A 9,042-nucleotide genomic window follows, 5' to 3' on the forward strand; every position below is an offset into this window, starting at 1 on the left:
CCACGGCGACGAGGGCCAGGGGGCCCGCGTCGATCTTCGCCCTTATCGTGGGGCGTCCGGTCAAGATCGGTGGCACCCTTGACGCGGCGAAGGCGGAGCCGTCCGTCACGGTCGAACCCGTCGGTCCACTTCGTCGGGCTCGACGCCGCCCACGTGATCGCCGCGATCACCGACCCTTGGCCGCGCGAGGCCCGCGCCGAGGGCATCGCGACCTTCGTGCCCGGGGCGCCGCCCGCGACCATCCACGAACTGCCCGAGTGGCTCGCGACCGCGTGCGTCGTGCCCACCGAAGACCTGGAGCTCCTGTGACCCTCGACCCGCACCTCGCGTACGCCCGCCGCATGGACCGCGCCGACGGTCTCGCGCACTACCGCAAGCGCTTCGCCGGCACCGACACCGACCTCGTGTACTTCGACGGCAACTCGCTCGGCCGCCCGCCGGTGTCGGCCATCGAACGCGTCGAGCGCTTCATGCGCGAGGACTGGGGCGGCCGGCTCATCCGCGGATGGGACGAGTCGTGGATGCAGCTGCCGTTCGAGATCGGCGACCGCATCGGCCGCGCCGTGATCGAGGCCAAGCCGGGCCAGACGGTCATCGGCGACTCCACCACCGTGCTCCTCTACAAGCTCGCCCGCGCCGCGGTCGACGCGCAGCTCGCCCGCGACCCCGCGCGCCGCGAGATCATCGTCGACAGCGACAACTTCCCGACCGACCGCTACGTGCTCGAGGGCATCGCGACCGAGCGCGGCATGCGGCTGCGCTGGATCGAGGTCGACCCCGCGTCGGGCGTGACGCCCGAGCAGCTCGCCGAGGCGGCCGGCCCCGAGACGGCACTCGTCGTGCTCAGCCACGTCGCCTACCGCTCGGCCTACCTCGCCGACGCCCCCGAGCTCACGCGCATCGCGCACGATGCCGGCGCGCTCATCCTGTGGGACCTGTGCCACTCGGCCGGATCGGTGCCGATCAAGTCCGACCTCTGGGGGTTCGACCTCGCCGTCGGCTGCACGTACAAGTACCTCAACGGCGGTCCGGGGTCGCCGGCGTTCGCCTACGTCCGAGACGACCTGCAGGGCGTGCTCAGCCAGCCGATCCAGGGCTGGATGGGCACGGCCGACGTGTTCAGGATGGGGCCCGGGTACACGCCCGCCACCGGCATCCGTCGCTTCATCAGCGGCACCCCGCCCATCGTCGGCATGATCGCCATGGAGGAGACCCTCGCGATGATCGAGGAGGCCGGCATGCCGGCCGTGCGCGCGAAGTCGGTCGCCCTCACGTCGTTCGCCATCACGGTCGCCGACGAGTGGCTCGGACCGCTCGGCGTCACGCTCGCCTCACCCCTCGACCCCGACGAGCGCGGCGGCCATGTCACGCTCAACCACCCGGCCATGCGGGAGGTCACCGCGCGCCTCTGGCAGCGCGACGTCATTCCCGACTACCGCGATCCCGGGGGCCTGCGCCTCGGCCTCTCACCGCTCTCGACGAGCTTCGAAGAGGTGCACCGCGGCCTCGAGGCGGCGCGCGACACGCTGAAGACCGTGCTCACCGAACGGGCCGGACTGGCCTGACGGGGGTTCTACTCGCCGCGCTCGGGACTGTCAATCGGCTCGACCGCAGCCGGGCGCCCTCGCATGCTGGCCCCAAGAGCCGTCGAGCCCGTCGACGGCGGAAAGGGGCGACATGCCACGGCAGATCCGAACGACCATGATCATCCTCGGGGTCGTCAGCATCGTGGCCGCGCTCGGCCGGCGGTTCGCACCGCGCCTGCGGGAGTACGCGGCGGCGAGTGAGGCGTTCTGGGCGAACCCGAAGGTCATCAAGGCCCGCGAGAAGGCGTGGGCCCAGGCCCGGCGCCAGGTCGGCGCCCAGACGGCTGGGGGTCGCGCATGAGCGAGACGACCGGCACGACCGCGACGACCGATGCCGAGGCGCACGGCGGTCCGACCATGAGCCAGATGGCCGCGGGCGGCACGGGCACCAGCAGCAGCAGCAGCCCCAGCTCGACCGGCGGCACCGGCAGCAGCAGCCGGCGGGAGTCCCCGGCCGGCCCAGGCCAGACGGGCGACGAGCGCCGCGAACCCGTCGACTCGGTCGGCGGGTCGGAGGGGCTTCCGGGTCGCGTGCTCGAGATGCTCCGCGAGCGGCCCGTCGCGGTCGGCGGTGCCGTCCTCGCGTGCGTCGCCGTCGTCGTGCTCCTGGTCGTCCGCGCCCTGCGGCGGACCTAGGCGCGACCGACCGGTGCGGCATCCGCACGGGCACGGCGGTCGCCGATGATCACCGCGATGATCACGGCGGCCGCCAGCCCGGCCTCGCCGATCGCCGAGACCCAGAGCCGGGGCTCGCTGATCACGAGCGTGATGCCGAGGAGCACGTGCAGCGCGCTCGTGTAGAGCACGATCGTGCGGCCCGCGACGACGCGACCGCGGTTCACGAACACCAGCGCGACGATGAGCCCGATGCCCATGAAGATGTTGTAGAAGCCGACGTTCACCGTCCACAGCCGCACGGCATCGTACTCGCCCGGCTCGATGAGGAAGATCCCGTAGAGCTCGGGGCTTCGGTAGAAGAACGCCTCCATCACGCCGACGGCGATGAGCGTGAGCGCCTCGAGGGCGGCGAGCACCTGCGCGACCTTGTTCATGGCGCACATTCTCGTCCCGCCGCGCCGCGACCGCACCGGTGCGCCCACCAAGGCGGCGGGGTGCGTCACGAGGACGGGGCGGATGCCGCGGCACGTCGCCGCGGCATCCGCTCGGTCATTCGGCTCGCGCCGCCTCGTCGGCCGGCTGCCCCATCGCCTCGTCGGCCGGCTGCCCCATCGCCTCGTCGGCCGGCTGCCCCATCGCCTCGCCGGAGCGCACCGCGGCGCCCCAGTCGACGGTCAGCTTCGGCTTGGCGTAGAACAGCACGACGAGCGCGCCGACGGCGAAGCCGAGGATCGGCAGCCACATCGACTGCGACATCGCGGCCGTGAAGCCCTCGAGCACCTGCGGCGGCATGCCGCTCGAGCCCGCGCTCGCCTGCTCTGCGGCCTGCGTGTCGAATCCGGGCAACTCGGCGGCGAGCCGCGCGTTGAGCAGGGCGGCGATGGCCGCGCTGCCGAGCACGGAGCCGACCTGGCGGGTGGTGTTGTAGACGCCCGAGCCGGCTCCGGCCTGCGACGGCGGGAGGTTGCGAGTGGCCGACGACGCGAGCGGTGCCCAGATGCCCGAGAGGCCCAGTCCGAGCAGGCCCGACGGGATGAGCAGCACCCAGAGCTCCTGGTCGGGGGTGAGGAGCGTCGACGTCCACCAGAGTGCGAGGGCGGTGACCACGAAGCCGCTGAACGCGATCCACTTCGGGTCGACGCGATCGATGAGCCGGCCAACGAACGGGGCGGCGACACCGGTCACCAGTGCCATCGGCACGAGCATCAGCGCCGCCTGCGTCGGGGTGAGGCCGCGGGCCACCTGGTAGTAGAAGGCGAGCGGGAGGGGCATGGCCACGATGGCGAAGCCGACGAGCGAGATGGCGACGTTCGACAGCGAGAAGTTGCGGTCGCGGAACAGCGGCAACGGCAGCAGCGGCTCGGCCGGGTTGAACCGCTGCCACACGACGAACCCGACCAGCACGACGATGCCGGTGATGATGAGGCCCCACACCGTGATCGGGCCGACGATAGTGCCCCAGTCGTAGGTCTCGCCCTCCTGGATGCCGAAGACGACGAGGAACATGCCGACCGCGCTGAGCGCGACGCCAAGCCAGTCGAAGCGGTGCGAGTGGGTCTCGAGATTCGGCACGAGCCGCCACGCGAGGATGAACGCGACGATGCCGACGGGCACGTTCACGAAGAAGATCCACTCCCAGCCGAGCGAGTCGACGAGCACGCCGCCGAGGATCGGCCCGACGAGCGTCGCCACTCCCGCCACGGCACCCCAGAGGCCCATGGCCGCGCCGCGCTGGTTGGGCGGGAAGATCCGGGTGATCACGGCCATCGTCTGCGGCGTCATGAGCGCGGCGCCGAGGCCCTGCACGGCGCGCGCCGCGATGAGCATCGTGATGTCGCCCGAGAACCCGCACCAGAGCGACGCGAGCGTGAAGACCACCAGCCCGATCATGTACACGCGCTTGGGGCCGAACCGATCGCCGAGACGGCCCGTGATGAGCAGCGGCACCGCGTACGCGAGCAGGTAGGCGCTCGTGACCCAGAGCACCGCGGTGATGTCGGTGTCGAGGTCGCGCAGGATCGCCGGGTTGGCGATCGAGACGATCGTCGAGTCGACGAGGATCATGAAGAAGCCGATGACCAGCGCCCAGAGGGCGGGCCAGGGCTTGCGTTGCGGTTCCATCGTGTCCTTCGTGTCCGTTCCGTGGTCGTCAGTCGGTGAGCCCAGCAGTCAGCCGGCGCACAACTCAGTCGGTGGGGGCCGCCCAGTGCAGGCGGCCGCTGCGGAGCTCGTCGATCGTCTGCTCGAGCCAGTCGAGCTCGGCCGTGAGCATGGCGCGGGTGTAGTGCACGTTGAGCACGTAATGCCGCGCGATGCCCTTCTCGGCGATGTGCGCGAGCCCCCTGTCGATGACCGCGGTGAACTCGCGGATGCGCGCGACGCGCTCGGCGAGCAGCTCGGCGACCCGCTCGGGCGGCAGGTTGTGGGCCTCGCCGATCGCCACGGGGAACTCGGGGAACTCGTTGACGAACTCCCCGAGCATCTGCTCGAGCGTCGAGCGCACGGCGTCGCGTCCGGCCTCGGTGATGGCGTAGACCGTGCGCTCGGGCCGGTTGCCCTCGCGCTCCACGCCGGTCTCGGCGATGTACCCGTCGGCCGCGAGTCGTTCCACGGCGCGATAGAGCGAACCGGCGCTCACCTTCACGACGCGGTCCTCCCGGCGCTGGAGCATCAGTTGGTACATCTCGTACGGATGCATCGGGCGCTCGGTGAGCAGCGCGAGCGTCGAGAGTGCCAATGGGGTGAGTCGAGACATCCGCGCTCCCTTCGCTCGATGTCAGCAGCTATTCCGTGCGGAATAGTACGTGCGGAACGCAGCGACCGCAACCTCGCCGCCGCCGCACCCGCGCGGATCGAGGACCCACCGCCGGTAGCACCCGATTCGCTGGATTGGCAACCCCGACCCCCCTTTCGGGCGGCCCCGAGGCGGCGCGCGTAGCATGACGGCATCGCAACGACGGAAGGTGGAACCCATGACTGACACGGACCGCAACATCGCCGACGCGACGACGGCAGGCAGCGCAGCAGACCACACGGCCAACCTGGCGGCCGGAACGGCGGAGGACCTCGCCGGCGGCGTGCGCGACACCACGCGCGACGCCGCGGAGGCGGCCGACGACGCGAAGGAGCAGGTGGCCGGAGCGGTCAACGACGTGATCGACAGCGCCAAGGCCAAGGCCGCGGATGTCGCGGAGAAGGCCGCCGACGCCGCCGAGACGGTCACCGCGCAGGCCAAGGACGCGTACGCGAACGCCAGGAGCGCCGCGGACGAGGGCGTCGGCTACGTGAAGGCGCGCTACCGCGAGAACCCCGGCCTCGTCATCGGCATCGCCGTGGCCGCGCTCGCGGCGGTCGGCATCATCGTGCGCGCGATCTCGCGACGCTGACGCCCGGCGAGGGGCATCCGCGGTCTCCCGATAGAATCGAGGCATCCACACCCTCGACACCGGACGGAGAACCGCGGTGCCCACCATCGTCGTCGAAGTGATGCCCAAGGCCGAGTTGCTCGACCCCCAGGGGAAGGCCGTCGCGGGCGCCCTCGCCCGCACGGGCCGCAGCGGGTTCTCTGGCGTGCGCATCGGCAAGCGCTTCGAACTCACCGTCGACGGCCCTGTCGACGACGCCCTGAAGGCCAGCGTGCAGCAGATCGCCGAGGAGATCCTCTCGAACTCGGTCATCGAGGACGTCGTGGGCATCCACTACGAGCAGTCCAACGCCGAACTCGCCGAGGAGGCCGCGCACGAGTCCGCCGAGCACTCCGACTCGGGCTACGTCGCCCCCGCGGGCGAGACGCACTGAGGCCGGCTGACATGCGCATCGGCGTCATCACGTTCCCCGGCTCGCTCGACGACCGCGACGCGCAGCGCGCCGTGCGGCTCGCGGGCGCCGAGCCCGTCGCCCTCTGGCACGGCTCGCACGACCTCGACGGCGTCGACGCGCTCATCCTGCCGGGCGGCTTCAGCTACGGCGACTACCTGCGCTGCGGAGCGATCGCCTCGCTCAGCCCGATCATGACCGAGGTCGTGGATGCCGCGAACGCGGGCATGCCCGTGCTCGGCATCTGCAACGGCTTCCAGATGCTCACCGAGGCGCACCTGCTCGAGGGCGGCCTGATCCGCAACGACCACGGCGCGTTCATCTGCCGCGACCAGGTACTGCGGGTCGAGAACACCTCGACCGACTGGACGAGCGGCTTCGACGCCGGCCAGGAGATCACCATCCCGCTGAAGAACGGCGAGGGCGGCTTCATCGCCGACGACGACACCCTCGACCGGCTCGAGGGCGAGGGCCGCGTGGTGTTCCGCTACGTCGACGTGAACCCCAACGGCTCGCTCCGCGACATCGCGGGCATCTCGAACGCCCGCGGCAACGTGGTCGGCCTCATGCCGCACCCCGAGCACGCCGTCGAGCCCGGCTTCGGCCCCGACACCGCCGCCGCCATGCGGTCGGGCGTCGACGGCCTCGCGTTCTTCACGAGCGTCGTGCGCCGGGCACTCGTCGAGGCCTAGCCCGGCTGACCGGGCGGATGCCGCGGCGCGGCATCCGAACCAGACCGCGCCCGAGCGGGCGGTGCGGCCATGGCCGCCCCGCCCGCTCGGAGATCGGTTCAGAAGGACGCCGGGATGACGCCATCGTCGGTCTGGTAGCCCGTGACCGGCGCGTGCGGGATCTCTTCCCAGCGTGCCGGGTCCTCCTGCTGCACCTCGCCCGTCGCCATGCCCACGAGCAGCTCGCTGAGGGCCCGGACGTTCTGCTGGATCGACTTGCCGCGCGCCTTCTGGCCGAGGCTGCCGTCGGACGTGTTGCCGCTCGTCTCGAAGAAGATCGCCGGGTTGCTGTGGCCCTCGGGGTTGAGCCCGTCGTGGTTCAGCCCGAGCATCATCGCCGAGACAACGCCTCCCTTGATGTCGATCTCGAGGCTGCCGCCGACCTGGTAGCGATCCATGTTGACGTAGCCGACCTTCGAGAGCTCGTCGTAGACGTGGACGTGCATCTGCCGGGTGAGCAGGTCGTACGCGCCGCCCTCGACCGTCGGCAGGGTGGGTCCGCCGGGAGCGAGCGAGATGCCGAGCGAGAGCGTCACCTCGTCGCCCGTGCCGTACTCGGTCTTGAGTCCCTGGTGATGGATGTCGACGGCGAACGCCGGGTCCACCATGGTCCAGTACTCGTAGAACGCCTCGGACTCGGCGGCCTCGAACTTGCCGACGCCCCAGTCGCGGTTCAGGTCGATGCGCTTCTCGGAGCCGTCCTGCAGCACGGTGTGCCGGATGTTGAGCTCGGAGCCGTCGGGGTTGTACATGGGGATGACGTGGAACGTGTAGGTCTCACGCAGCAGCTTCCAGTCGGGCGAGCCGTTGGTGCCGAGCTCCTTCAGCACCGCGAGGAGCGACTCGGTGCCGTAGGGCTCGTTCCCGTGGATGCGTCCCTGCAGCCAGACCTGCTCAGGGCCGTCGCCGACCGTCGCGACGTAGAGGTCCCGACCCTGCTCCGTGGTCGTGACGGCGGTGCCTGCCTCGGCGAGCGTGAAGACGTCGACGCCGAAGCGCGCGGTCTTCTCGATTCGCCCGAGCTCGGCGACGAGGCCGTCATAGGTGACGATGCTGGCGGTGTTGGTGTTGCCGTTGGGCGACGGGAAGTTCGCGTCCGCCAAGGCGGGCGAGCCGGCGGCGAGCGGCGCGCCGACCGCGAGGGCTGCGGCGGCGGCGAGGACGGTGAGGCGACGGCGGTTCGGCGGCTTCAGGCCAATGGTCATGTGGAACTCCCCCTTGAGATCGATGTGCCGCCAAATGCGACACGGTCTCCGGGAGCGAGCCTTGGAATAGGCTTTCCCGGAGACGTCTTCGCAGCCTACGGAGGGACGAGGGCACAGTTCAAGAGACGCGCGTCCGCGGTGCACGTCCTGGGCGGGCCGATCGTCCGGCTGCTGGACTCCGAGCCGATTCATGGACTGCTGAGGGCGCCTGCATAGGCCCGCGGCGCATCCTGCGGTGAGGTGCGGGGATCACGCCCCGCCTCGTCCCGGAGGTTTCCGACATGAGTGCCACTGCCCCGACGCAGCCCGTCGCCCCGCGACCCTTCGAACCCGGTGCGCCGCCTCCCGCCGGCTCTGCCCGCGTGCCGTCGAACGTGCCGCCAGCGGATGCCCACCATGTGCCGTGGTACCGACGCGCCTGGGTGCTCGCCATCGGCGCGGTGCTGCTCGCCCTGCTCTGCTTCGCGAGCGGGTTCGTCGCGGGCACCGCGGCGTCGCTGTTCGACGGCTTCGGCGCCGGGCCCGGCAGGGGAATGGTGCAGGACGGACGAGGATTCCCCGACGACGGCTTCCGGCCCGGCGACGGGAACCTCCCGCCGATGTCCGGCGACTCCGGCTCCCAGCAGGGCTGACTCCGAGCCGCGGAGCGCGGCAGGATGGGACGATGACCGACGCGCGCCGACCCGAACCACTCCCCTCCGAGCTCGAAGCGACCATCGCCGAGATCTTCGAGCGCCGCGACCGCGAGCACATGCAGCCGACGATCGACGCGTTCCTCGGCCTGCTGGCCGAGCACCCGGGTCGGCCAGAGGTGCTCTACGAGGTGGGCGGCGCCTACGACACCGCCGGCGAGGAGGAGACCGCCGCCGGATACTACGAGTCCGCGCTCGCCGCCGGGCTCGCCGGGGAAACGCTGCGCAAGTGCCTGCTGCAGTACGGCAGCACGCTGCGCCTGCTGGGCCGGCTCGAGGAGTCCGTCGCGCGGGCGCGCGGCATCCGGCGCGCACTATCGTGAGCACATGGTGCGCAGGCCGTTCGCCTTCGGGAACTTCCTCAACTGGATGATGCGCCGACGAGCGCATCCGC

The 9,042-nt window shown here is 71.2% G+C and carries 12 protein-coding genes and 1 pseudogene; 9 read left to right on the forward strand and 4 right to left on the reverse strand.

Features of this window, described 5'->3' with window-relative positions; all coding sequences use genetic code 11:
• The first annotated feature begins 153 nt into the window (after positions 1 to 153).
• The 4 genes from GH736_RS11965 (at position 154) to GH736_RS11980 (ending at position 2,222) form a co-directional block, all read left to right on the forward strand.
• Positions 154 to 309 carry a hypothetical protein gene (locus GH736_RS11965; protein WP_159603525.1) on the forward strand — a complete coding sequence of 52 codons (156 nt, stop codon included), beginning with the start codon at positions 154 to 156 and terminating at the stop codon, positions 307 to 309.
• 32 nt (positions 310 to 341) lie between these two features.
• Entirely contained in the window at positions 342 to 1,565 is a 1,224-nt protein-coding gene (locus GH736_RS11970) for a kynureninase (protein ID WP_159603547.1), read from the forward strand.
• 112 nt (positions 1,566 to 1,677) lie between these two features.
• Positions 1,678 to 1,887, forward strand: coding sequence for a hypothetical protein (locus GH736_RS11975; protein WP_159603527.1), 210 nt, complete (start codon positions 1,678 to 1,680; stop codon positions 1,885 to 1,887).
• Positions 1,884 to 2,222, forward strand: coding sequence for a hypothetical protein (locus GH736_RS11980; RefSeq protein ID WP_159603529.1), 339 nt, complete (start codon positions 1,884 to 1,886; stop codon positions 2,220 to 2,222). Before GH736_RS11975 ends, GH736_RS11980 begins: the two co-directional genes overlap by 4 nt.
• Here GH736_RS11980 and GH736_RS11985 read toward each other — a convergent pair.
• The 3 genes from GH736_RS11985 to GH736_RS11995 all read right to left on the reverse strand — a co-directional run bounded on the left by GH736_RS11985 (position 2,219) and on the right by GH736_RS11995 (position 4,959).
• Positions 2,219 to 2,638 carry a DUF1304 family protein gene (locus tag GH736_RS11985; protein ID WP_159603531.1) on the reverse strand — a complete coding sequence of 140 codons (420 nt, stop codon included), beginning with the start codon at positions 2,636 to 2,638 and terminating at the stop codon, positions 2,219 to 2,221. The two genes, GH736_RS11980 and GH736_RS11985, sit on opposite strands and share 4 nt — an antisense overlap.
• A 115-nt stretch (positions 2,639 to 2,753) precedes the next feature.
• Entirely contained in the window at positions 2,754 to 4,325 is a 1,572-nt protein-coding gene (locus GH736_RS11990; RefSeq protein ID WP_159603533.1) for a DHA2 family efflux MFS transporter permease subunit, read from the reverse strand.
• A 64-nt stretch (positions 4,326 to 4,389) separates the two neighbouring features.
• A complete protein-coding gene (locus GH736_RS11995) occupies positions 4,390 to 4,959 on the reverse strand; it encodes a PadR family transcriptional regulator (RefSeq protein WP_159603535.1) in 570 nt (189 codons plus the stop codon).
• Between the two features lie 217 nt (positions 4,960 to 5,176).
• On the opposite strand from GH736_RS11995, the gene GH736_RS12000 reads away from it, so the two are divergent.
• From GH736_RS12000 to purQ, 3 genes and pseudogenes are all read left to right on the forward strand, one after another.
• Positions 5,177 to 5,590 (forward strand): hypothetical protein, encoded by a 414-nt coding sequence (locus tag GH736_RS12000; RefSeq protein ID WP_159603537.1) that lies wholly within the window; start codon positions 5,177 to 5,179, stop codon positions 5,588 to 5,590.
• A 76-nt stretch (positions 5,591 to 5,666) separates the two neighbouring features.
• Positions 5,667 to 5,900: pseudogene (gene purS, locus GH736_RS12005) on the forward strand (phosphoribosylformylglycinamidine synthase subunit PurS); the annotation flags it as partial.
• A gap of 113 nt (positions 5,901 to 6,013) precedes the next feature.
• Positions 6,014 to 6,712 carry a phosphoribosylformylglycinamidine synthase subunit PurQ gene (gene purQ / locus GH736_RS12010; protein WP_159603539.1) on the forward strand — a complete coding sequence of 233 codons (699 nt, stop codon included), beginning with the start codon at positions 6,014 to 6,016 and terminating at the stop codon, positions 6,710 to 6,712.
• A gap of 98 nt (positions 6,713 to 6,810) precedes the next feature.
• Here purQ and GH736_RS12015 read toward each other — a convergent pair whose 3' ends face one another.
• The gene (locus tag GH736_RS12015; protein ID WP_159603541.1) at positions 6,811 to 7,956 is read right to left on the reverse strand and encodes a M14 family zinc carboxypeptidase; all 1,146 of its coding nucleotides are present in this window, start codon (positions 7,954 to 7,956) and stop codon (positions 6,811 to 6,813) included.
• A gap of 281 nt (positions 7,957 to 8,237) precedes the next feature.
• Between GH736_RS12015 and GH736_RS12020 the strand changes: the two genes are divergently transcribed.
• Together GH736_RS12020 and GH736_RS12025 are read left to right on the forward strand one after the other, a co-directional pair.
• Positions 8,238 to 8,588, forward strand: coding sequence for a hypothetical protein (locus GH736_RS12020; protein WP_159603543.1), 351 nt, complete (start codon positions 8,238 to 8,240; stop codon positions 8,586 to 8,588).
• A gap of 32 nt (positions 8,589 to 8,620) precedes the next feature.
• A complete protein-coding gene (locus GH736_RS12025) occupies positions 8,621 to 8,971 on the forward strand; it encodes a tetratricopeptide repeat protein (RefSeq protein WP_159603545.1) in 351 nt (116 codons plus the stop codon).
• Positions 8,972 to 9,042: the final 71 nt, after the last annotated feature.

Origin of the sequence: Agromyces humi, assembly GCF_009720255.1 — a bacterium.
Lineage (GTDB): Bacteria > Actinomycetota > Actinomycetes > Actinomycetales > Microbacteriaceae > Agromyces > Agromyces humi.

Excerpts from the sequence above, each read along its gene's own strand:
- GH736_RS12020 (WP_159603543.1), top strand. The coding sequence starts at position 8,238 with ATGAGTGCCACTGCCCCGACGCAGCCCGTCGCCCCGCGACCCTTCGAA.
- GH736_RS12015 (WP_159603541.1), bottom strand. The coding sequence starts at position 7,956 with ATGACCATTGGCCTGAAGCCGCCGAACCGCCGTCGCCTCACCGTCCTC.
- GH736_RS11990 (WP_159603533.1), bottom strand. The coding sequence starts at position 4,325 with ATGGAACCGCAACGCAAGCCCTGGCCCGCCCTCTGGGCGCTGGTCATC.
- purQ (WP_159603539.1), top strand. The coding sequence starts at position 6,014 with ATGCGCATCGGCGTCATCACGTTCCCCGGCTCGCTCGACGACCGCGAC.
- GH736_RS11970 (WP_159603547.1), top strand. The coding sequence starts at position 342 with ATGGACCGCGCCGACGGTCTCGCGCACTACCGCAAGCGCTTCGCCGGC.
- GH736_RS12025 (WP_159603545.1), top strand. The coding sequence starts at position 8,621 with ATGACCGACGCGCGCCGACCCGAACCACTCCCCTCCGAGCTCGAAGCG.
- GH736_RS12000 (WP_159603537.1), top strand. The coding sequence starts at position 5,177 with ATGACTGACACGGACCGCAACATCGCCGACGCGACGACGGCAGGCAGC.
- GH736_RS11980 (WP_159603529.1), top strand. The coding sequence starts at position 1,884 with ATGAGCGAGACGACCGGCACGACCGCGACGACCGATGCCGAGGCGCAC.
- GH736_RS11975 (WP_159603527.1), top strand. The coding sequence starts at position 1,678 with ATGCCACGGCAGATCCGAACGACCATGATCATCCTCGGGGTCGTCAGC.
- GH736_RS11995 (WP_159603535.1), bottom strand. The coding sequence starts at position 4,959 with ATGTCTCGACTCACCCCATTGGCACTCTCGACGCTCGCGCTGCTCACC.
- GH736_RS11985 (WP_159603531.1), bottom strand. The coding sequence starts at position 2,638 with ATGAACAAGGTCGCGCAGGTGCTCGCCGCCCTCGAGGCGCTCACGCTC.